General features: G+C 73.1%; 18 protein-coding genes. 2 read left to right on the plus strand and 16 right to left on the minus strand.

Features of this window, described 5'->3' with window-relative positions; all coding sequences use genetic code 11:
• Positions 1-98: 98 nt before the first annotated feature.
• From ABD254_RS11140 to ABD254_RS11190, 11 genes are all read right to left on the minus strand, one after another.
• Complete coding sequence (locus ABD254_RS11140; RefSeq protein ID WP_344248420.1) at positions 99-464, minus strand: heavy-metal-associated domain-containing protein; 366 nt, start codon at positions 462-464, stop codon at positions 99-101.
• Between the two features lie 29 nt (positions 465-493).
• Positions 494-826 carry a metal-sensitive transcriptional regulator gene (locus ABD254_RS11145; RefSeq protein ID WP_344248421.1) on the minus strand — a complete coding sequence of 111 codons (333 nt, stop codon included), beginning with the start codon at positions 824-826 and terminating at the stop codon, positions 494-496.
• Positions 827-877: 51 nt separating this feature from the next.
• On the minus strand, positions 878-3190 hold the full coding sequence (locus tag ABD254_RS11150) for a glycoside hydrolase family 3 N-terminal domain-containing protein (protein WP_344248422.1): 2313 nt from the start codon (positions 3188-3190) through the stop codon (positions 878-880).
• A gap of 122 nt (positions 3191-3312) precedes the next feature.
• Entirely contained in the window at positions 3313-4488 is a 1176-nt protein-coding gene (locus ABD254_RS11155; protein ID WP_344248423.1) for a glycoside hydrolase family 1 protein, read from the minus strand.
• Positions 4489-4557: 69 nt separating this feature from the next.
• Positions 4558-5559: an alpha/beta fold hydrolase gene (locus tag ABD254_RS11160; RefSeq protein ID WP_344248424.1), complete on the minus strand. Its 1002-nt coding sequence runs from the start codon at positions 5557-5559 to the stop codon at positions 4558-4560.
• A complete protein-coding gene (locus ABD254_RS11165; RefSeq protein WP_344248425.1) occupies positions 5556-7250 on the minus strand; it encodes an ABC transporter ATP-binding protein in 1695 nt (564 codons plus the stop codon). The genes ABD254_RS11160 and ABD254_RS11165 overlap by 4 nt, the downstream gene beginning before the upstream one ends.
• The gene (locus tag ABD254_RS11170) at positions 7247-8227 is read right to left on the minus strand and encodes an ABC transporter permease (protein WP_344248426.1); all 981 of its coding nucleotides are present in this window, start codon (positions 8225-8227) and stop codon (positions 7247-7249) included. The genes ABD254_RS11165 and ABD254_RS11170 overlap by 4 nt, the downstream gene beginning before the upstream one ends.
• A gap of 5 nt (positions 8228-8232) precedes the next feature.
• Positions 8233-9213, minus strand: coding sequence for an ABC transporter permease (locus ABD254_RS11175; RefSeq protein ID WP_344248427.1), 981 nt, complete (start codon positions 9211-9213; stop codon positions 8233-8235).
• Positions 9214-9302: 89 nt separating this feature from the next.
• The gene (locus tag ABD254_RS11180; RefSeq protein WP_344248428.1) at positions 9303-10964 is read right to left on the minus strand and encodes an ABC transporter substrate-binding protein; all 1662 of its coding nucleotides are present in this window, start codon (positions 10962-10964) and stop codon (positions 9303-9305) included.
• A gap of 166 nt (positions 10965-11130) precedes the next feature.
• The gene (locus tag ABD254_RS11185) at positions 11131-12243 is read right to left on the minus strand and encodes a LacI family DNA-binding transcriptional regulator (protein ID WP_344248429.1); all 1113 of its coding nucleotides are present in this window, start codon (positions 12241-12243) and stop codon (positions 11131-11133) included.
• A 118-nt stretch (positions 12244-12361) separates the two neighbouring features.
• On the minus strand, positions 12362-13015 hold the full coding sequence (locus tag ABD254_RS11190; protein WP_344248430.1) for an HU family DNA-binding protein: 654 nt from the start codon (positions 13013-13015) through the stop codon (positions 12362-12364).
• Between the two features lie 147 nt (positions 13016-13162).
• Here ABD254_RS11190 and ABD254_RS11195 point away from each other — a divergent pair, with 147 nt between their 5' ends.
• Positions 13163-14188 carry a M14 family zinc carboxypeptidase gene (locus ABD254_RS11195; RefSeq protein ID WP_344248431.1) on the plus strand — a complete coding sequence of 342 codons (1026 nt, stop codon included), beginning with the start codon at positions 13163-13165 and terminating at the stop codon, positions 14186-14188.
• 157 nt (positions 14189-14345) lie between these two features.
• On the opposite strand, the gene ABD254_RS11200 is transcribed toward ABD254_RS11195, so the two are convergent.
• Positions 14346-16226: an ABC transporter ATP-binding protein gene (locus ABD254_RS11200; RefSeq protein ID WP_344248432.1), complete on the minus strand. Its 1881-nt coding sequence runs from the start codon at positions 16224-16226 to the stop codon at positions 14346-14348.
• 144 nt (positions 16227-16370) lie between these two features.
• On the opposite strand from ABD254_RS11200, the gene ABD254_RS11205 reads away from it, so the two are divergent.
• Positions 16371-16931: a TetR/AcrR family transcriptional regulator gene (locus tag ABD254_RS11205; RefSeq protein ID WP_344248433.1), complete on the plus strand. Its 561-nt coding sequence runs from the start codon at positions 16371-16373 to the stop codon at positions 16929-16931.
• A 24-nt stretch (positions 16932-16955) separates the two neighbouring features.
• Here the strand turns inward: ABD254_RS11205 and ABD254_RS11210 are convergent, their stop codons facing one another.
• The 4 genes from ABD254_RS11210 to ABD254_RS11225 form a co-directional block, all read right to left on the minus strand.
• The gene (locus tag ABD254_RS11210) at positions 16956-17495 is read right to left on the minus strand and encodes a cysteine hydrolase family protein (protein WP_344248434.1); all 540 of its coding nucleotides are present in this window, start codon (positions 17493-17495) and stop codon (positions 16956-16958) included.
• 104 nt (positions 17496-17599) lie between these two features.
• Positions 17600-18973: a glutamate-1-semialdehyde 2,1-aminomutase gene (gene hemL, locus ABD254_RS11215; protein WP_344248435.1), complete on the minus strand. Its 1374-nt coding sequence runs from the start codon at positions 18971-18973 to the stop codon at positions 17600-17602.
• On the minus strand, positions 18970-19920 hold the full coding sequence (hemB, locus tag ABD254_RS11220; protein WP_425553742.1) for a porphobilinogen synthase: 951 nt from the start codon (positions 19918-19920) through the stop codon (positions 18970-18972). The genes hemL and hemB overlap by 4 nt, the downstream gene beginning before the upstream one ends.
• Before the next feature lie 62 nt (positions 19921-19982).
• Positions 19983-20822 carry a uroporphyrinogen-III synthase gene (locus ABD254_RS11225; protein ID WP_344248436.1) on the minus strand — a complete coding sequence of 280 codons (840 nt, stop codon included), beginning with the start codon at positions 20820-20822 and terminating at the stop codon, positions 19983-19985.
• Between the last annotated feature and the right edge of the window lie 96 nt (positions 20823-20918).

Below are 20918 nucleotides of genomic sequence, written 5' to 3' on the forward strand. Positions count from 1 at the left end.
GTGGGGATGCTCATGGGGTGACTCCCTGAGGTGCCGGGTCGGAGGTCACCCGCGACGACCCGGGTGTCGGGGTCGCGGTGGGGGCGACGACCCGGGTGTCAGCGGCGCGGCGGGACGGACAGGTCGTACGTCTTGTGCTCGCGCGCGGCGTGCTCGTGCCCGCAGCCGCAGGCCCTATCGTGCGCGGACTGTCGCGCGGGTGCCTGGGCGGCCTGCTGAGCCGCGAGCGCGTCCGTCTGCACGACGACGGACGCGACGTCGTACCCGGCCTCGTCGACGGCCTCGCGCAGGGTGCCTTCGTCGACGGGCTCGTCGGAGAAGACGGCGACCTCGGACGTGCCGCCGACGTGCAGCTCGACGGTGACGTCGTCGACGCCGGGCACGGCGACGAGGTCCCTGGTGACGTGCGCGACGCAGTTGGTGCAGGTCATGCCGGTGACGCCCAGGGTCGTGACGGTGCTCATCGGTGCTCCTCTACGGTGGGGCGGGTGGTTCAGCTGCGCACGAGGCGGCCGATCGCGTCGGCGGCCTCCTTGACCTTGGCGGCGCCCTCCGCCTCGGACGCGCGGGCGGCGTCCACGACGCAGTGCCCGAGGTGGTCCTCGACGAGGCCGATCGAGACGGCCTGCAGGGCCTTGGTCACCGCGGACACCTGGGTGAGGATGTCGATGCAGTACACGTCCTCGTCGATCATCCGCGCGATGCCGCGGACCTGCCCCTCGATGCGGCGCATGCGCTTGAGGTAGGCCTCCTTGTCGGAGGCGTAGCCGTGCGGCCCGTCGTGGTCGTGCACGGCGGTCGCGGCGGGGGCGGTGGTCTCGGTCATGCCGTCCACAATACCCCTAGGGGGTAAGGTGTCAACCCTTCTCGAAGAGTTTCAGGAGATGCGGAAGGGCGCCACCAGCAGGTCGTCGCGGCGGGAGCTGGGGCCCACGAGCAGCTCGAAGTCGCCCGGCTCGACGACGCGCCCCCCGGCGGCGTCCACGATCGTGCAGTCCGCGGCGAGCACCTCGACGTCGACCACGACGCGCTCGCCCGGTGCCAGGGGTACGCGGCGGAAGGTCTTGAGCTCGCGGTCGGCCCAGGTGACGGAGGTGACCCTGTCGCCCACGTAGACCTGGACCGTCTCGATGGTCGGCCGGCCGCCGGTGTTCGCGACCGTCACGCGACCCCGCACGACGCCGTCGGCCGCGACGGCGTCGGAGTCGAGCACCAGGTCGGAGTAGGTGACCGTCGTGTACGAGCGGCCCTCGCCGAAGACGTACGGCGGGCGCTGCGTGAGGTCGGCGTACCGCGTGCCGTGCTGGCCGCGCACCTGGTGGTAGAACACCGGCTGCTGGCCGGCGTGCAGCGCGTAGGAGATCGGCAGGCGGCCCGTCGGCTCGACCAGCCCGAGCAGCAGCTCTGCCACCGCCCGGCCCCCGAGCATCCCCGGGTTCGCAGCGTGGACCAGGGCGGCCGCGCGGCGGGCCGCCTCCGGCAGGACGAGCGGCTTGGACGCGACCAGCACGACGACGACGGGCGTCCCGGTCGCGACGAGCCGCTCCAACAGCTCGACCTGCCCGCCCTGCAGCTCCAGCGTCGCCGTGGACCTGCCCTCGCCCGCCAGCGCGACCTCGTCGCCCAGGACGGCGACGACGACGTCGGCGGCGTGCGCGGCGTCCTCGGCCTCGGCGAGCAGCTCCGGGCTCGACGGCGCGGGCAGCGCGACGGGCGGGCGCGGTTGGCCGTCGGGGAAGTGCGTGCCGTCCGGGTCGGGGCCCAGCTCCACGACGTTCGCGCCGCGGGCGTACGTGACCTCCCACGACGGCGGCACGACCGTCCGCAGCCCGTCCAGCACCGTCTCGGTCAGCTCCCGCGGGTGACCGTCGCGGATCCAGCTCACCTGCCCCGACGCCCCGGCCCAGTCGCCGAGCTGCGCGTGCGGGTCGTCGGCGTTCGGCCCGACGACGGCGACGCGTCGGAACCCGCTGGTTGAGCCTGTCGAAACCCCGGACGTGGTCTCGACAGGCTCGACCGACGGCAGCAGCGGCAGCGTGCCGTCGTTCTCCAGCAGCACGAGGGATCCGCGGGCGACGTCGAGGGCGACGTCGCGGTGCGCGGCCGAGCCGACGACGGCCTCGATGCGCTCGGCGACCGGCGCGCGCGGGTCCTCGAACAGGCCGAGGTCCACCTTGAGCCGCAGGATGCGCCGCACCGCGTCGTCGAGTCGCTTCTCGTCGATGCGGCCGTCGGCGACGGCCTCCTGGGCGCCCTCGAAGAACTTCGGCGTCGCCATGACGACGTCGTTCCCGGCGCCCACCGCGGCCGCGGACGCGTGCGCGTGGTCGGGGCTGACGAACTGCTCCCACACCATGCGGCCCACGTTGTCCCAGTCGGTGACGAGGGTGCCGTCGAAGCCCCACTCGTCCTTGAGCACGCCCTGCAGCAGCCAGCGGCTGGTGGTGATGGGCACGCCGTCGATGGCCTGGTAGCCGATCATCACGGTGCGCACGCCCTCCCGGACGACGCGCTCGAACGGCGGCAGGAACCAGGAGCGCAGCTTGCGCGGCGACAGGTCGGCCTCGGTGGCGTCCCGCCCGCCCTGCGTCTCGGAGTAGCCGGCGAAGTGCTTGGCGGTGGCGAGCACCGCCGTCGGGTCGCTCAGCCCGTCGCCCTGGTAGCCGCGCACCATCGCGGCGCCGAGCTCGCCGATGAGGTACGGGTCCTCGCCGAACGTCTCGTTCACGCGGCCCCAGCGCAGGTCGCGCGTGGCGCACAGCACGGGGGAGAACGTCCAGTGCAGGCCGGTCGCGGCGGCCTCGACCGCCGTCGCGCGCGCCGCGCGCTCCACGAGGTCGAGGTCCCACGTCGCCGCCATCCCCAGCTGGCTGGGGAACACCGTCGCGCCGGGGAAGAACCCGTGGCCGTGGATGGCGTCGTCCGCCACCAGCAGCGGGATACCGAGCCGCGTGCCGCGGGCGAGCTCGATCGCCTCCACCACGCGCTCCGGCGACGCGTGCAGGATCGACCCCGCCAGCCGGTGGCTCACGATGTCCTCGAGGTCGTCCATCGCGTTGAGCTGCAGCATCTGCCCGACCTTCTCGGGCAGCGTCATCCGGCTCAGCAGGTCGTCCACCCGCTCGGCGGAGGGCAGTGAAGCGTCGCGGTACGGCAGGTCGGTCTGGGTCTCGTCGGTCGTCGCGGTCACGGGGCTCACGTCCTCGGTTGTCGCCGAACAGGTGGTCTCTTGCTGCCGAACATGCGGTTGCTCCCCAATTCAGGACTCGAATCGGGGAGCAACCACATGCTCGGCAGAGGAGCGGGCGGGGGTCAGCGGACGGTGAGGCCGTTCGCCTGGGCGACCGACCCGAGCCAGCCGAGGGACGGCTTCGGGCGACGCTCGAACGTCTCCTTGTCCCACTCGACCAGCCCGAACGTGGGGCGGAAGCCGGAGGCCCACTCGTAGTTGTCGAGCAGGCTCCAGTGCAGGTAGCCGCGCACGTCGACGCCGTCGGTGATCGCCGAGTGCAGGCCGGCGAGCGCCCCCTCGGTGTAGTCGACGCGGCGGGCGTCGTCGGCGGTCGCCATCCCGTTCTCGGTGACGAACACCGGCACGCCCTGCGTCTTCTCCCAGGCGGAGCGGACGCCGTGCTCCAGCGCGAGCGGGTAGAACTCCCAGCCGGTGAGGGTGGTCTCGACGCCGTCCGGCACCTGGCGGGGCCCGTCGGGGCCGATGATCGTGCGGGTGTACGCCTGGACGCCCACCCAGTCGTCCCCGCGGGCGGCCCCGAGGTACCAGTCGTCGCGCGGGTAGCCGTAGGAGTGCGCCACGTCCTCGCAGCCGGGCTCGGGCTGGAAGTCCTGGGTGGCGACGGTCCAGCCGGACCTGATGCCGCCCACGCCGGCGAGGATCTCGCGCGAGCGGGTGTGGCACTCGAGCAGGGTGTCCGCGACCTGCAGGTCGGGGTCGGGCAGGCCGTAGGCGACCAGGTTGGCCGGGTCCTCGCCGCCGGCGATCATCGCGGCGATGTTGGGCTCGTTGATGGTGCAGACGTAGTCGACGTCGTTCCCGAGGATCGGCAGCGCGAGCTCCGTGAAGCGGGCGAACCGGTCGGCCGCCTTGGGGGAGCGCCACATGCCCTCGTCCGCGAACCAGCGCGGCACGGTGAAGTGCATGAGCGTGACCATCGGGGTGATGCCGAGCTCGAGGCAGGTCTCCACCATGCGGCGGTAGTGCGCGATCTCGGCGCGGGAGACGAAGCCCTCCTCGGGCTCGATGCGGGCCCACTCGATGGAGAAGCGGTACGTGTCGAGGCCCGCGTCGCGCAGGAGCGTCATGTCCTCGCGGTAGCGGTGGTAGCTGTCGGCCGCGTCGCCGCTGGGCTCGACGATCGAGGTGCCGGCGGCGTGCTCGCGCGGCCACCAGTCGCTGTTGACGTTGTTGCCCTCGATCTGGTGGGCGGCGGTGGCGGCGCCCCAGCGGAAGCCCTCGGGGAAGTGCAGCACGGGTGGATCCTTACGTCGGTGGTGCGGTGTTCAGGGGGTTCGGTGGTGACGGCGGGGTGGCGGTGCGGGTCAGTGCGCCGCGGCGCTCGTCCAGAAGCCGGCGAGCAGGTCCGCCGTCGCGGCGGGGTTCTCCACGTTGGGCAGGTGCCCGGCGTCGTCGATCACCGCATGGCGGGCGCCGAGCCGCTCGGCCATGGCGCGCTGCCACGGCTGCGGCCACGCCGCGTCGTCGACCCCGTGGGCGACGAGCACGGGCAGCGCGGTGGCGGCGAGGTCGGGAGTCACGTCGTGGATGTCGGCGAGGACGTCGATGGCGCCGAGCAGGTTGTCGACGCTCGTCGCGATCGACCGGTCGCGGTGGAACCGCGCGTCGTCGTCCAGGGCGTCGAGGGCCGCCGGGTCGGCGGCCAGGCGGCGCGCCAGGTCCGGGTTGTCCAGCGACCACAGGTCGACCTGTCCGGCCGCAGCCAGCAGCCGGGCCCGCTCGGCGTCCTTGCGCCCGGGCCAGCCGTGCGGGCCGGAGCACAGCATCGTCAGGCTGGCGAAGGCGCCGGGCTCGCGCACGGCCGTGGCCGCCGCGACCGTGCCGCCGAAGCTGTGCCCGAGCAGGTGCAGCGCGCCCGGCGCGATCCCGGCGTCGGCGGCGACGACGGCGGCCACGTCCAGCGCGTCGTCCGTGAAGTCGTCGAGCCGGTAGGCGCCGACGCCGCGCGGGGCGGCCGAGTCGGCCTGCCCCCGCTGGGAGTACGTCCAGGCCTCGACCCCGCGGGCGGCGAGCAGCGGCAGCAGCAGCCGGTGGTCCTCCCGCGACCCGGTGAAGCCGGGCACCAGCAGCGCCACGGCCCGGCGCTCCACGCCGTCCGGCACGACGGCACGCAGGGCCGTGAGCGGCCCGACCGGCACGTCGAGCACGAGCGGGGTGACGCCGTCCGGCAGCGGCAGCACGGAGAACGCGACGCCCGGCCGGACCCTCGGGGCCTCGCTGGTTGAGCTTGTCGAAACCCGGGTCTCGACAGGCTCGACCGGCGGGGTGGTTTCGACAGGCTCAACCACCGGCGGACGGGGAGTCATGACGCCTCGCCGTCGGCGAACCGCCGCGCCGGCTGCGGGACGGCGTCCAGCAGCTGCGTCGTGTACGCGTCCTCGGGGAAGCGCAGCACCTGCGCGGTACCGCCGGACTCCACGACCCTGCCGTGGTGCAGCACCATGATCTGGTCGGTCACGACGCGCGCCGACAGCAGGTCGTGCGTGATGTACAGCAACGAGAGGCCGAGGTCCGCGCGCAGGTCCTCCAGCAGGCCGAGCACGCCGGCGCGAAGCGACACGTCGAGCATCGAGACCGGCTCGTCGGCGATGAGCACCTGCGGGTTGGACGCGAGGGCCCGCGCGATCACGACGCGCTGGCGCTGCCCGCCCGAGAGCTGGTGCGGCAGCTTGGCCGCGTACTGCTCGACGGGCGTGAGGCCCACGATCTCGAGCAGCTCCAGCACCCGCTCGCGCGCCGCCTCCCCCTTGAGCCCGGTGAAGTTCTCCACCGGCCGGGTGAGCGTGTACTCCACGGTGTGCAGCGGGTTGAGGGCCGAGTACGGGTCCTGGAAGACCATCTGTACGTCGGCGTGGAGCGTCTTGAGCCGGCGGCGGCGGAGCCGGTCGACCCGCAGGTCGTCGAACGTCACCGTGCCCGACGTGGGTCGCTCGACGCCCGTGACCATCTTCGCGATGGTCGACTTGCCCGACCCGGACTGGCCGACCAGCGCCATCGCGGCGCCCGGCTCCAGCCGGAACGAGACGTCGTCGACGGCCGTGACCGACTGCTCGCCGCGGCGCGGCGGCGGGTAGACCTTGGAGACGTGGTCGACGACGATCGCGTCGTGCGCGGCGGCTCGCGCGGGCCGCCCGTCGTCCGCCCCGGGCTCGCGCGCCCCGGCTGTGCCGGCTCGACCGGCCCTGCGCTCGAAGCCCGGCAGCTGGACGACCTCGGCGCGCGGGTCGGCGTAGTGGCTCAGCAGCATCTGCGTGTACGGGTGCGCCGGCGCCTCGAAGACCTGCCGCGACGTGCCGTCCTCGACGATTTCGCCGTCGTGCATGACGACGACGCGCTCGGCGGACTCCAGCACCACGCCGAGGTCGTGCGAGATGAGGACGGCGGTGAAGCCCTCCGCGGCCTGCAGCTCGCGGATGGTGTCCATGACGGCGTGCTGCACGAGCACGTCGAGCGCCGTCGTCGGCTCGTCGAACACCATGAGCCGCGGCTCGAGCGACAGCGCGAGCGCGATGGACACGCGCTGGCGCATGCCCCCGGACAGCTCGCCGGGGTAGCGGTCGAGCACCGTGGAGGGCAGCTGCACCTTGTCGAGCAGCTCGACCGCCCGCTGCCGGCGGCCGGTCTTGGCCACGTGCCCGTGCGCGGCGAAGATGTCGCCGAAGTGGTGCGCGACGGTGCGCACGGGGTTGAGCGCGTTCATGCCCGACTGGAGCACCATCGCGAACCCGCCGCGGCGCTGGACGCGCAGCTCCTCGGCGTCCAGGTGCGCGATGTCGGTGCCGTCGAAGACGATCCGGCCGCCGGAGATGCGCGCCGGCGCCTTGGCCAGGCGGGTGATCGCGAAGCCGAGGGTCGACTTGCCGGAGCCCGACTCGCCGACCAGCCCCACGAACTCGCCCTGCTCGAGCGAGAGGTTCGCGTTCTTGACGGCGTGCGTCGGGGTGGCCCCGCGGGGTTCGTAGACGACGGACAGATCCTGGATCTCGAGCAGGCTCATCGGCCGGTCCCTTCCCGCAGGCGCGGGTTGCTCAGCCCGTCGACGCCGAAGTTCACGAGGGTCATGGAGGTCGCCAGCAGCGCGATGCACAGGCCGGGCGCGAAGAGCAGGATCCACTGGCCGGTGAGGATGGCCATGGAGTTCTGCGCCCAGAAGATCATCGAGCCCCAGCTCACGGTGGCCATGTCGCCCAGACCGAGGAACGACAGGCCCGACTCGGCGAGCACCGCCGACGTCGCGGCGCCGAAGAACGACCCCGCGATCATCGAGGTCATGTTCGGCAGGATCTCGCGGAAGATGACGCGCGTGGAGCTCTCGCCGGAGAAGATCGCCGCGGTGACGAAGTCGCGCGAGCGCAGCGACTGCGTCTGCGAGCGCAGCACGCGTGCACCCCACGCCCACCCGGTGATGACGACGATCAGGATGATCATCGGCAGCCCGCCGTTCTGCAGGTACGCCGCGATGATGATCATCAGCGGCAGGCCCGGCATCACGAGGAACAGGTTGACGAGGAAGTTCACGACGTCGTTGCCCCAGCCCCGCAGGTAGCCCCACGACAGGCCGATGGCGACGGCGACCAGCGTCGACAGGCCGCCGGCGACGAAGCCGACGAGCAGGGAGATGCGGGCGCCGTAGATCAGCTGGGACAGCACGTCCTCGCCGGCACCCGTGGTGCCGAGCCAGTGCGCCGCGCTGCCGGCCTCGTTGCGGCCGAACGAGTCGTCGTGCGGGTCGTACGGCGCCAGCAGCGGCGCGAAGATCGCCATGAGGATGAACGCCGCGAGCATGACGAGCCCCACGCGGGCCTTCGGGTTGGCCCAGACGGTCGCGAAGGCGCGGCCGAGAACCTGCCCGGTGCGGCCGAGGCGGGTGCGCGCCGGCCGTGAGGGGCCGTGCGCGGCCTCGGGGGCGAGGCCGGCGGGGTCCGTCGTCTCGTAGGAGACCGAGGTGGTCGGGTCAGCAGCTGTGTCAGCCATCGGGGTCACCGCCTCGTTCGGGGGTCGAGGACGCCGTACAGGATCTCCACCAGGAAGTTCGCGAGCAGCACGCTCACGGTGATCATGAGGAAGAGCGCCTGCATCAGCGGGAAGTCCTGGTTGGTCACGGCGTTGAAGAGCAGGTAGCCGACGCCCGGGTAGGCGAAGACCTGCTCGACGAGCAGGGAGCCGCCGACGACGCCGCCGAGGGCCATGCCGAAGCCGGTGAGGTTGGGCAGGATCGCGTTGCGGGCCGCGTACCGCACGGCGACGGTGCGCCCGCGGAGGCCGTTGGCCTCGGCGAACGTCACGTAGTCGTCGCCGAGCGTGTTGATCATCGTGTTGCGCATGCCGAGGATCCACCCGCCGAGGCTGGTGATGAGGATCGTGAAGGCCGGCAGAGCCGCGTGATAGAGCGCGTCGCCGACGAACTCCCACGACAGGTTCGGCACCGCGGTGGCGGAGTAGGCGCCCGACGTGGGGAACCAGCCGAGCACGTAGCCGAGGAAGAAGACGATCAGCAGCGCCGTCCAGAAGTACGGGAACGCCGACAGGAAGCTGCCTCCCACGGTGGGCAGGGAGTCCATCCAGGTGCCGCGCTTCCACGCGGCGCCGATGCCGATGAGCGTGCCGAGCACGAACGCGATCACGGTGACCGCGCCGACCATGATCAGCGTCCACGGCAGGGCGCTCGCGACGAGCTCGGACACCTGCTGCGGGAAGAAGGTGTACGACACCCCGAAGTCGAGGTGGATGACGTTGTTCAGGTACGCGACGTACTGGTCCCAGAGGCTGCCGCCGGGCATCCCGAGCTGCGCCTCGATCGCGGCCTGCACCGAGGGGGTGACGGGGCCGTTCTGGGCGAGCTTGGCGATCGCGGCGTCGGCGGGCGAGCCGGGCATGAGGCGCGGGATGACGAAGTTCAGCGTCACCGCCGCCCACAGCGTGAGGACCAGCAGGCCGAGCTTGCGGAGCGCGTAGCGCACGATGCCTCCGGTCTGCGGGGTGGTCGTTCGGTTCGCCGGTTGAGCCTGTCGAAACCTGGGTTTCGACAGGCTCAACCGACGAGGGAAGGTCAGCCCTGGGCGGGCTTCAGGCTGGTGAGGATGAGCAGCGGGGTGGAGTCCCACGTCTTCGGGGAGGCGTAGGGGTCGTCCGCGCTGGGCCAGCCGGTGAAGTTCTTGTTCGAGAACAGGCCCCAGGAGCCGCCGTAGAACAGGGCGATCATCGGCAGCTGCTCGTAGGTGATCTGCTCGAGCTCGTGCGCGATCTCGGTCTGCCGGGCCTCGTCGGTCGTCGTCTTGAGCTCGGCGAGCAGGTCGTCGGCCTCCGCGGACTCGAAGCGCCCGAAGTTGCCGGACGAGGTCTCGCCGATCGGCAGGCGGAACTCGGAGCCCATGAGGCCGTTGTAGTCCTGGAACGGCTGGCCCGTGCCGCCCACGGTGCCCATGATCATGTCGAAGTCGCCCGTACGGAGCTCCTTCTGGTACGCGGCCGCCTGCGGCTGCACGACGGTCACGTCGATGCCGATCGCGGTGAGCTGGCTCTTCACCTGCTCCACGCCCTGCAGCCAGTCGGACCAGCCGTTCGGCGTCGTGATGGTGATCGCGAGCTGCTTGCCGGAGGAGTCGACGAGCTTGTCGCCGGACTTCGTGTAGCCGGCCTTCTCGAAGGAGGCGAGGGCGGCGTCGGTGTCCTGGTCGATGTAGCCCTGGTTCGGGATCGACTCGTCGAGGATCGACTCCTGGTTCGGCAGCATGAGGCCGGTCTGGCTGGCGCGGTCGACGTAGCCCTGCTCGGCCTTGTCGGCGATGACCTGCTTGTCGAGTGCGTAGGCGATGCCGGCGCGGAAGTCGACGTCGTCGTACGGCGCCTTCGTCATGTTCGGGATCAGCGAGATCGAGGCGCCGGCCGGGAACCAGTAGGTGTTGCTGTCCGGGTCGGCGGCGACCCAGGTGTCCTCGACGTCGCTCATGAACGCGTACGCCCAGTCGTAGCCGTTGTTGACGATGTCCAGCTCGGAGTTCGCGGCGGGCTGCACGAGCTCGGTGACGGCGACCTTGTCCGCCTGCCAGTACGAGTCGTTCTTCTCCAGCGTGTACTGGTTCGGCGTGAACTGGCCGAGCGTGTACGGCCCGGAGCCGACGGGCTCCTCGTTGGTGAAGGTCACCGGGTCCTCGACGTCGGCCCAGACGTGCTCCGGGACGATGAGCTGCTGCGCGAGGATCTGCGCGGCCGGGACGTCCGCCTCCTGCAGGTGCGCGACTACCGTGTTCCCGTCGACCTCGACGGACTCGAGGTGGGTCCAGGCGCCCTTGAGGTCCATCTCGGGGTGCTTCTCGATGAGGTCGAAGGAGAACTTCACGTCCTCCGCGGTGAGGGGCTCGCCGTCCGACCAGGTGACGCCGTCGCGGATGGTGAAGACGACGGTCTTGGGGTCCGGCTGCTCGTAGCCCGTGGCGAGCCAGGGCGTCTCCTCGCCGCTCATCTCGTTGATGATGACCAGCGGCTCGTAGATGTACGTCGTCGTGTTGCGCTTGCCGGACGAGAACGGGTTGAAGTTCCGGTCGAACGTCGGGGACCCGTTGTCGGCTGCGATCAGCATCGAGGTCGCACCGCCCGCGGCGTCGTCGTCACCCTGGTTCTGCACCGGTGCCGAGCAGGCCGCCGTGGCCAGCACCGCTGCGGTGGCGGCGAGCGCCACCAGACGCCGCGCCGATCGCCCTGTGCGCGTCATGGACATCCACTCCTCTTCGTCGAGGCCTCTCCGGTGAGGGCCCGAGCACGCCATGGCGGCGTGCCGCGTCCGGCGAGTGTATGCGCATACATTTCGCAGGGGCAAACCTGCCGGTCGCGGCCGTCCGAGGTGCCCGGGGAGTGCCGGGCGGTGGACCGGGCGGGGGTCAGCGGCAGCCGCAGCTCTCCCGCAGGAGCACCCGCACGGGCAGGTTGACGGTCGCCGCCGGGGCGGACGGGTCGGCGAGGCGGGAGCGCAACAGCTCCACGGCCGCACGGCCGAGCTCGACCATCGGCTGGCGCACCGTGGTGATCCGCGGGGCCGAGGTCTGCGTGTCGTCGATGCCGTCGAAGCCGGTGAGCACCACGTCGCCGGGGACATCGACGCCCGCCTCGGTGAGGACGTCGAGGAAGCCCAGCGCCGTCTGGTCGTTCGAGCACACCAGGGCGCGGGGCAGGGCGCCGCCGGGCTGGCCGCGACGGCCCACCATCCGGTGCGCGAGGTCGCGCGCCCCGCCCCGGGTGAAGTCGGACCGGGCGACGGGCTCGTCCGGGGCCCGGATGCCCGCCGCCTGCAGCGCGTCGACGAACCCCGCGAAACGTTGGTGGTCGTCGGGGGAGTCGACGGGGCCGCCGACGAAGGCGAGGTCGCGGATCCCGTGGTCGGACACCAGGTGCTCGACCAGCGCGCGGGTGCCGGCGCGGTTGTCCACGAAGATGTGGTCGTGCTCGTCGTCCTGCGGGGGGCCCGCCATGACGACCACCGGCACGCGGCGGGCGATATGGCCCAGCAGGTCGTCGGGTACGGACCGGGACAGGACGGCGAGCCCGTCCACGCGGCCCGCGAGCTCGTTGACGGCCTCCGCGCGCCGCAGCCCGCGCGCGACGCCGATCATCACGGCGTGCCCGGTGCGCCAGGCCTCGAGCTCCGCGCCGCGCATCACCTCGCCGAGGTACAGGTTGCTCCAGCGCGCCGTCACGGGGCCCCCGACGTCGCGCACCACCTCGACGCTCTCGCCGATCCGCACAGGGTCGGGCAGGTCGTCGAGCTCGTCGATGCCGTCGACGTCGGGGAAGCACAGCCCGAGCACGCCGGTCTGGCGGGCGGCGAGGCCGCGGGCCGCACCCGAGGGGACGTACCCCAGCTCCTGGATGGCCGCGTGCACGACCGTGCGCGTGTGCTCGCGGACGTCGTCGGGCCGCCGCAGCACGCGGGAGACGGTGGCGATCGAGACCCCCGCGCGCTGCGCGACGTCGTACACCGTGGGGGCCTTGCGCACCGGAACTCCTCACCTCGTGGGCGCCCGCCGCTCGTCGGGCGGGCGGACCCACGATAGTGAGTGCGGGGGCGTTCGGACGTACCCGCAGGTCGGGCCTTTGCCCCGAACGGCGCCGCGGCTACTTCTTGCCTTTCTTGCCCTTCTTGCCCGACCGGGCCTTCGCGTCCTTGCCCTTCGCCGGCTTCGCCGGGGCCTTGCCGCCCGCCTTCGCGGCGGCCTTCTTGTCCGCCTTCTTGTCCGCCTTCTTGTCCGCCTTCTTGTCCGCCTTCTTGTCCGCCCTCTTGTCCGCCTTCGGGGCGGACTCCTTCGCGGCCTTCGTGCCCGGCTTCGCCGCCGGGGCGCCGGACTTCGCGCCCGACTTCGCCGCGGGAGCCGCCGCCGTCGCGGACGCCGGCGACCCGTTCTCCGCCACCCGCGACTTGAACCCGGCGCCGATGCGGAACCGGGGGACGACGGCGGCCGGGACGTCGATCGTCGCGCCGGTCTGCGGGTTCCGAGCGGTCCGCGCGGCGCGGGTCGCGCTGTCGAACGTGCCGAAGCCCACGAGTGAGACCCGGTCGCCGTCGGCGACCTGGGTGACGATCTCGTCGAGCACCGCCTCGACGTGCTTGCGCGCCTCGGCCGGGCTCGCGCCGGTCCGGGTCGCGACGGCCTGAACGAGCTCGGTCTTGTTCATGCGCACCTCCGGTGTCGTCGTCGGCACCGCCGGCGTGCGTCGCTCTCGCTCACGCGTTCGCGCGTCGCTGGTCGACCGTGCCCGTCCGCCGCCCATTCAAGCGGTTCCCGGCGGAGAACGGGACCCGAACCGCCGGGCGACGACGACCGGAGTGTCTCGCGCGCGCGTGGGACGAATCGCTCATACCGTATGACGCACCCGCCGCCGTCCCGGGCGGGCATCACACGCGACGAAGGAGTTGCAGTGCGCAGATCCACCAGGACCACCGCCGCCCTCACCCTCGCAGCGGGCCTGCTCGTGGGCTCGACCGCGACGGCGGTCGCGGTCGGAGAAGGACCGGACTACGGGGGTAACGAGGTCGTCACCACCTCGATCCTGTCCACCTACGACGAGGTCGCGGACTTCCTGACGGCCCAGGACGCCAAGCAGGACGCGATGGAGCTCGAGGTCATCGGCCAGAGCGTCAAGGGTCGCGACATCCACCTCGTGAAGTACCTGAGCGACCCCGACAAGCCGACCATCCTCTACCTCGCCCAGCAGCACGGGAACGAGCAGCTCACCACCGAGGCGATGCTGCACTTCATCAAGTCGCTCGGGTCCGGGCAGAACGCCCGGATGCTCCAGGACGTCAACATCCTGCTGCTCCCGATGTTCAACGCGGACGGCGCGATGGGCGACGTGAACTTCTCCCTCGACGACTACCTCGCCAAGGGCGAGCGCCACCTCACCCGCTACAACGCGAACGAGGTGGACCTCAACCGCGACCACGTCGCCAAGGAGCAGCCGGAGACCCGTGCGCTGCACGAGAACGTGCTGGGCGCCTACGACGTCGACTACATGATCGACCTGCACCACCAGGGCACGCAGTCGCGCGTGGACGGCGACCTGGTCTCGGGCTCGATCCTGTACCCGACCTCGCCCGACGCCGACCCGGCCGTCGTCGAGGGGTCCAAGCGGTTGGGCTCGGTCGTCTACGAGAACGTCGACTCGACCGGCTGGGGCCACATCGGCAAGTACGTCGGCGGTACCGCGAACACGATCGGCCGCAACGGCATCGCCGTGGAGTACGGCATCTCCACGCTGCTCTTCGAGATGCGGGGGATGTCGGACCACGAGTACGCGCCGTACGTGCTGGGACAGAAGAGCAACGGCTACCTCATCCGGCAGTCGGTCGTGACGCTGACGTCCACCGCGAAGGCCGTCGCCGACGGCTCGGTCGAGACCGCCGACACGTCGTTCTGGGACACCTTGCCCGAGCAGCAGGGCTGATCCGTCCCGTCGTCGAGCACCGGGCGGCGGCCGGGACCCGCGTGGATCCCGGTCGCCGCCCCCGGCGGCCGGTGTCAGGGTCCGCGAGGCCGAGCGGCGCGGCGAGCCACGTCCAGCAGCACGACGCCCGGTCGTCGGCAGGCGGACGGGCCGCCTCTCAGGCGGCCGCGGGCTCGCTGTCGACGGCGATGCGCAGCGCGGCGACCAGGTCGCGGTACAGCTCGTCGGAGGTGTGCAGCTCCTCGTGGGTGCCCGCGGCGCGGACCCGTCCGCCCTCCATGACGAGGATCCGGTCGGCGTCGAGCACCGTGGACAGCCGGTGCGCGACGGTCACGACGGCGCCGCGGCGCGCGTGGGCGCGGATCGCGTCGTGGATCGCGGCCTCCGTGAGCCCGTCGACCTGCGACGTCGCCTCGTCCAGGAGCAGCACCGACGGCTCCTTGAGCAGGGCTCGGGCGAGCGCGATGCGCTGGCGCTGCCCGCCCGAGACCGCGGAGGACACGAGCGAGGTGTCGAGCCCCTCGGGCAGGGCCTCGAGGTCGTCGGCGAGGCGCACCGCGGCCAGGACCTCGCGGACCCGCTCGTCCGTGGCGTCCGGCCGGCTGAACAGCAGGTTCTCCCGGATCGTGCCGGGCACCACCGGCGTCTCCTGCTCGACGTACGCGAAGCTCTCGCGCACCTGGGCGTGCGTGAGGTCGCGGTACGGCACGCCGTCCAGGCGCACCTCGCCCGCGTCGGGCTCGAGGAAGCGCAGCAGCAGGGACAGGAGCGTCGTCTTGCCCGCTCCCGAGGGTCCGACCAGCGCGACGTGCCCGTACCGGGGTACCACGAAGGAGACGTCGTGCACGACGGGGACGTCCGCGGTGTACCCGGCGGTGACGCCGTCGAGCACGAGGACGGGGCCGTCCGCGCCGTGCCCGCCGCCCGCCTCGCCCGGCGTGACCGCGCGGGCGGTGGACGCGGGGCGCACGCCGGCGGGGGCGTCGTCCTCCTCGACCGGGAGCTGCTCGACCTCGCGGATGCGCTCCGCGGCGGCCAGCCCGGACTGCAGGGTGGTGAACGCCTGCGTCAGCTCGGAGATCGGGCCCACGATGTTGAACGCGTAGAGCAGGAACGCCACGAGGCTGGAGACGGCCAGGAGGTCCTCCGAGACCCGCCACGCGCCCAGCCCGAGGATGACGATGATCGCGAGCTGGATGCCGCCCCACGACACGGTCCACGCGACGGCCTCGGTGCGGACGGCGGTGATCGCGTGCCGCCGGGCGTCGCCGGCGTCGGCGAGGATCTTTGTGCCCTGGCGCTCCTCCGCCCCGCTCGCCTTGACGGTGCGGACGGCGCGGACCGCGCCCTCGACGTTGCCGCCCAGGCGGCCGACCGCCTCCTGGGTCCGGTGCTGCGCCTTGCCGATGCCGGGCAGGAGCAGCGCCATCGCGATCCCCACGACGACGATCGCCACGACGGTCGAGGCGAGCAGCGTGAGGTCCAGGACCGCCATGAGCACGAGCGTGCCCACGAGCGAGATGAACCCGTTCACGAGGCTGACGAGGCTCTGCGAGGTGGCCTCGCGCAGCAGCAGCGTGTCGGAGGTGACGCGGGTGACGAGCTCGCCCGCGGGCTTGGACGTGATCGCGCCGACCCGCGCCCGCAGGTAGCGCCGCACGATCGACTGGCGGGCCTCGTAGACGACGTCCTCGGCGAGCGTGCCCAGGAGGATCCACTGGAACAGGCCGACGACCGAGCCGACGAGCATGAGGCCGACGAGCCAGGCGACGGGAGCGCCGATCGACGCGCTCGTGGACAGGGTGTCGAGCACCCACTTGGTGACCATCGGCGTGGCGAGGGCCATCGCGGTGGCGAGGAGCCCGAGCACCAGGCCGAGGGCCAGCGTGCGGCGGTGCGGGCGCACGAAGCCCAGCAGGATGCGCAGGCGCTCGCGGCCGGACTTCTGCGGGCCGTCCTTCTGGTCCGCGCCTGTCGCGCTGGTGGCGGCGGGGGCCGCGGGGGAGTCGGGGCGGGGTGGCTCGACGCTGGTGGACATGCTGTCAACCATGGTTGACGCTCCGTTCGTTGTCAACCGTGGTTGACGGCTCGGTGAAGGCGGTGCGACCCGGGTTCAAAGTGGAACACTGATGTTCCGTTTCGGTCAAGCCGTACGCCAGAACTCGGGTGTAGCGTTCCCGCCATGACGGAGGTGCAGGACGTCGAGAAGGGCGCGCGGGCCCGGACCCGGCGGGCGATCGTCGACGCCGCGGTGCGCGAGCTCGCGCGCGACGCGTCGGTGTCCCTGGGGCAGATCGCGGACGCCGCCAGCGTCGGGCGGACCACGCTGCACCGCTACTTCCCGGAGCGCTCCGACCTGCTCGAGGCGGTCCGCGCGGAGACCACCGCGCGGCTCGACGAGGCGCACGCGCGAGCACGCCTCGACGAGGGCACGGCCCGGGAGGCCCTGCGTCGGCTCTGCCCCGAGTACCTCCTGCTCGGCGACCTGCTGACGCTGCTGTTCACCGGCGTCCTGCCGGAGTCCGTGATCGACGAGGCCGCCGACGACCCGCTGCTCGCGCTCGTCGCCCGCGGGCGCGAGGACGGCAGCATCGACCCCGCGCTCGACGACGCGTGGGTGATCGGCACGCTCTGGGCGCAGCTCTACCTCGCGTGGGCGACCCTGTGCGAGGCCGGCACGGCACGGCACGACGTCGTGCAGATGCTGATGCGCACCGTCGACAAGGCCGTCGCCGCGCCCTGAACGGACCGCGCACCGCCGGCGGCGTTACCCGGCCAGCGTGACGCGGTCGTGCGGCGCGACGCCGTGTCGCCGACCGGGGTAGCGCAGGCCCGAGAAGTACATGGTCGTGTGCGCGACGATGTGCTCGGCGGGGATGACGACGCCGTCCCACTCTGCGTCCGTGGTCGTGTGGGCGTCGCTCACCAGCGTGACGTCGAAACCGTGGGCGGCGGCGGCCTGGGCGGTGGTCCGGATGCAGTAGTCGGACTGCGCCCCGGCGACGATGAGGCGCGTCGCGCCGAGGCTGCGCAGCACGCGCGGAAGATCCGTTCCCGCGAACGCGTCGCGGAACGCCTTGCGGATCAGCGGCTCGCCGGGCTTGCGCTCGAGGGGCGCCGCGAGCTGCCAGCCCGGCGATCCCTCGGGGATGTCGCCGTGGTCCTGCACCCAGACGACCGGCACCCCCTCGGACCGTGCACGCTCCACGAGGGCTGCAGCGCGGTGCACCACGCCGTCGGCGTCGAGGCACCCGTCCAGGACCCCGACCTGGAGGTCGATCACCAGCAGCACGGTCCGTCCGGTCACGGTGGCATCCTGCCTCGTCGGCCGGCACGTGTCGATCTGACCGCCGAACACGGGATCGTGACCGGAATGCGGGTCCATTCCGGTCACGATCCCGTGTTCGGCGGTCAGGCGTTCGCCGCCGCGGCCGCCTTCGCGCCCGCCGGCAGGGCGTCGAGGATCCGGTTCACGGCGGCGTCGTCGTGCGCGGCGGAGACGAACCACGCCTCGAAGACGGACGGCGGCAGGTTGACCCCGGCGTCGAGGAGGGCGTGGAACAGCGCCCGGTACCGGAAGACCTCCTGCGCCTGGGCCTGCGCGTAGTCGCGTACACCGTCGGCGGCGGCGAGCGGCCCGAAGAACGCCGAGAACAGCGAGCCAGCGCGCTGCACGCGGTGCTCGACGCCCTCGGCGGACAGGGCGTCGCTCAGGGCGGTCGCGAGGGTGTCCGCGACGGCGTCCACCCGCGCGTACACGGCGTCGTCGGCCAGACGCAGCGTGGTCAGCCCGGCGGCGACGGCCACCGGGTTCCCGGACAGCGTGCCCGCCTGGTACACCGGCCCGGTGGGGGCGAGCTGGTCCAGGATCGCGGCCGGCCCGCCGATCGCGGCGACCGGCATCCCGCCGCCCACGACCTTGCCGAACGTCAGCAGGTCGGGCGCGTAGCCCTCGCCGCCCGCGGCGCGGGTCGCGGCGTCCTCCAGCCCCCACCAGCCCGACGGGCCGACGCGGAAGCCGGTGAGCACCTCGTCCATGATCATCAGTGCGCCGTGGGCGCGGGTGATGCGGCGCAGGCCCGCGTTGAAGCCCTCGGCCGGCGGCACGACGCCCATGTTCGCCGGGCTGGCCTCGGTGATGACGGCCGCGATCTGCGACCCGCGCTCGGCGAACGCCGCCTCGACGGCGGCCAGGTCGTTGTACGGCAGCACGAGCGTCTCGGCGGCGGACGCCTCGGTGACGCCCGCGGTGCCGGGCATGGCGAGGGTCGCGACGCCGGAGCCGGCCTCGGCCAGCAGCGCGTCGACGTGCCCGTGGTAGCAGCCCGCGAACTTCACGACCAGCGGCCGGCCGGTGACGCCGCGGGCGAGGCGCACCGCCGTCATCGTCGCCTCCGTGCCCGTGGACACGAGCCGCACCCGCTCGGCGACCGGCACGCGGCGGCGGATCTCCTCCGCCAGCTCGACCTCCGCCACTGTGGGCGCGCCGAACGACAGGCCGCGCGCGGCGGCGTCCTGCACGGCCGCGACCACCTCGGGGTGCGCGTGCCCGAGCAGCGCGGGCCCCCACGAGCAGACGAGGTCCACGTACTCGCGGCCGGCGACGTCCGTGACGTACGGGCCGCGGGCGCTCGCGAGGAACCGCGGGTCGCCGCCCACCGACCCGTACGCGCGCACGGGTGAGTTCACGCCGCCGGGGATCGCCGCCTGGGCGCGCAGGAACGCCGCGTGGTTGCTCCGTGCTGAGCCTGTCGAAGTGTCGATGCTGATGCCGGTTCCGGTCACTTGATCCACTCCGCGATCTCCAGGGCCCAGTAGGTGAGGACGACGTCGGCGCCCGCGCGCCTGATGGCGAGCACCGACTCGAGGACGGCGGTGCGGCGGTCGATCCAGCCGTTCGCGGCGGCCGCCTCGATCATGGCGTACTCGCCCGACACCTGGTACGCCGCGACCGGCACGTCGGAGCGGTCGGCGACGCCGCGCAGCACGTCCAGCGACGTGCCCGCCGGCTTGACCATGACCAGGTCCGCGCCCTCGGCGAGGTCGAGGTCGGCCTCGCGCAGGCCCTCGCGCGAGTTGGCCGCGTCCATCTGGTACGTGCGGCGGTCGCCCTGCAGGGCGCTGTCGACGGCGTCGCGGAACGGGCCGTAGAACGCGCTCGCGTACTTCGCGCTGTACGCGAGGATGCTCACGTCGGTGAACCCGGCGTCGTCCAGCGCGTCGCGGATGACCGCGACCTGGCCGTCCATCATCCCGCTCGGGGCCACGACCTCCGCGCCGGCCCTGGCCTGCGCCACCGCCGTCGCCGCGTAGCGCTCCAGCGTCGCGTCGTTGTCCACCGTGCCGTCGGCGGCGAGGACGCCGCAGTGCCCGTGGTCGGTGAACTCGTCGAGGCAGGTGTCGGCCATGACGACCGGGCCGGGTCGGCCGGACTCGGCCTCCGCCGCCGCGATCGCCTCGCGCGCGACGCGGATGCCCCGCTGCAGGATGCCGTCGGGGTCGTCCCCGGCCGACCCGGTGGCGTCGCGCTCGGCGGGGACGCCGAACAGCATGACGCCGCCCAGGCCGGCGCGGGCGGCGGCGGTCACGGCGTCGCGCAGGCTCGCCTCGGAGTGCTGCACCTGGCCCGGCATGCTCGCGATGGGCGCCGGCTCGTCGAGGCCCTCCTTGACGAACAGCGGCAGGACCAGGTCGGCCGCGTGCAGCCGGTGCTCGGCGACGAGACGTCGCATGCGCGGCGTGGTGCGCAGGCGACGCGGGCGGTACACGATGCCGGACGTGGGGCCCGAGATGCTCACGGGTGCTCCTTCGACGAGGTGTCAGGCACACGGTTCGCTCCCGTGGGCCGGGGGTCTGACAAGGCGTGGACGACGGCGGCGGCGAGCCCGTCGTCGGTGGGTGCCGCGGCGACGGCGGCGACGGTGAGGCCGGCGGCGCGCGCGGCGTCGGCGGACGGGCGGCCGATCGCGACGGCGGGGGTGCCGGTCCCGGTCTGCCGTGCGATCTCGCGCGCGACGGACCCGGAGCTCACGACGACGAGGTCGAAGCCGCCGGACCGGGCGCGCGCGGCGACGTCGGCGGGCAGGTCGTGGCGCACCGTGCGGTAGGCGGTGACGACGTCCGGAGTCCAGCCGCGGTCGGTCAGCCCCTCGGAGAGCGTCGGGGACGCCAGGTCGCCGAGGGGGAGCAGGACCCGGCCGTCGCCCGCCCGCCGGGCGTCGCCCGGCGCGGCCTGCGGGAAGGCGGCGACGAGGCCGGCCGCGGTCGCGTCGCCGTCGGCGGGCAGCAGGTCGACGGCGAGGCCGGCGGCACCGAGGGCGCGGCGCGTCGCCGGCCCGACGGCAGCCCAGCGGGTCGCGGCCGCGACCAGGTCCGCGCCGGAGCGCGCGGCGGCGTCGGTGAGCGCGTCCACGGCGTTGACGCTGGTCACGACGGTCCACGCGTACCGCCCGGCGGCGAGGGCACGCGCGGCGTCGTCGAGGGCGGCGAGGTCCGTGGCGGGCGACCGCTCGATCACGGGGGCGACGACGGCGTCGACGCCCGCCGCACGCAGGCGTGCGGCGAGGCCGGCGGCCCGTTCCGGCGCCCGCGCGACCAGCACCGCAGGCACGCCGTGGTCGGTCGCGGGCGTCACGCGCCCTCCGGGTCGTCGGTGCCGGTGGGCGCGCGCAGCGGCGCGACGTCGGCGCGCGCGGCCGGGTCGGGCGGGGGCGACGCCGGGGCGGGGGGG

The sequence above is a fragment of the Isoptericola hypogeus genome, assembly GCF_039531145.1.
Lineage (GTDB): Bacteria > Actinomycetota > Actinomycetes > Actinomycetales > Cellulomonadaceae > Isoptericola > Isoptericola hypogeus.

Excerpts from the sequence above, each read along its gene's own strand:
- ABD254_RS11165 (WP_344248425.1), bottom strand. The coding sequence starts at position 7,250 with ATGAGCCTGCTCGAGATCCAGGATCTGTCCGTCGTCTACGAACCCCGC.
- ABD254_RS11190 (WP_344248430.1), bottom strand. The coding sequence starts at position 13,015 with ATGGGCGGCGGACGGGCACGGTCGACCAGCGACGCGCGAACGCGTGAG.
- ABD254_RS11160 (WP_344248424.1), bottom strand. The coding sequence starts at position 5,559 with ATGACTCCCCGTCCGCCGGTGGTTGAGCCTGTCGAAACCACCCCGCCG.
- ABD254_RS11180 (WP_344248428.1), bottom strand. The coding sequence starts at position 10,964 with ATGACGCGCACAGGGCGATCGGCGCGGCGTCTGGTGGCGCTCGCCGCC.
- ABD254_RS11200 (WP_344248432.1), bottom strand. The coding sequence starts at position 16,226 with ATGTCCACCAGCGTCGAGCCACCCCGCCCCGACTCCCCCGCGGCCCCC.
- ABD254_RS11140 (WP_344248420.1), bottom strand. The coding sequence starts at position 464 with ATGAGCACCGTCACGACCCTGGGCGTCACCGGCATGACCTGCACCAAC.
- ABD254_RS11205 (WP_344248433.1), top strand. The coding sequence starts at position 16,371 with ATGACGGAGGTGCAGGACGTCGAGAAGGGCGCGCGGGCCCGGACCCGG.
- ABD254_RS11145 (WP_344248421.1), bottom strand. The coding sequence starts at position 826 with ATGACCGAGACCACCGCCCCCGCCGCGACCGCCGTGCACGACCACGAC.
- hemB (WP_425553742.1), bottom strand. The coding sequence starts at position 19,920 with ATGCGACGTCTCGTCGCCGAGCACCGGCTGCACGCGGCCGACCTGGTC.
- ABD254_RS11170 (WP_344248426.1), bottom strand. The coding sequence starts at position 8,227 with ATGGCTGACACAGCTGCTGACCCGACCACCTCGGTCTCCTACGAGACG.